This window comes from Vibrio sp. 10N.222.49.C9 (assembly GCF_041474985.1).
Taxonomy (GTDB): domain Bacteria; phylum Pseudomonadota; class Gammaproteobacteria; order Enterobacterales; family Vibrionaceae; genus Vibrio; species Vibrio crassostreae_C.
The window spans coordinates 1-214 of the sequence record NZ_JBFRVD010000409.1 but is presented as its reverse complement, the minus strand read 5'-3'; the positions used below and the strand labels follow the sequence as shown (position 1 = coordinate 214).

Genomic DNA, 214 nt, shown 5'->3' with positions numbered 1-214 from the left:
TACCAAGGTTTTGTCGTTTCTGATTAGGTCCGCGAGTAACCGTTAATCCCCACGTTAATAGTGGAGCGACATCCTCGGGCCAACAACTCATAACTGGGATCTTATCTAAGTCGACGTCATCACCCTGCCAGACGATATCTTGGCAAGGCGCTTTACGAAGGCGCTTTGCCGGCATATTGAGGACTTGTTTAAAAACAGGCAGTTTATCTAGAGC

The 214-nt window shown here is 47.7% G+C and carries 1 protein-coding gene; it reads right to left on the bottom strand.

The annotated features are described in order from the left end of the window. Window positions 1-214: UbiD family decarboxylase domain-containing protein (locus AB4585_RS23735; protein WP_372171220.1), on the bottom strand; the 214-nt coding region annotated here is incomplete at both ends.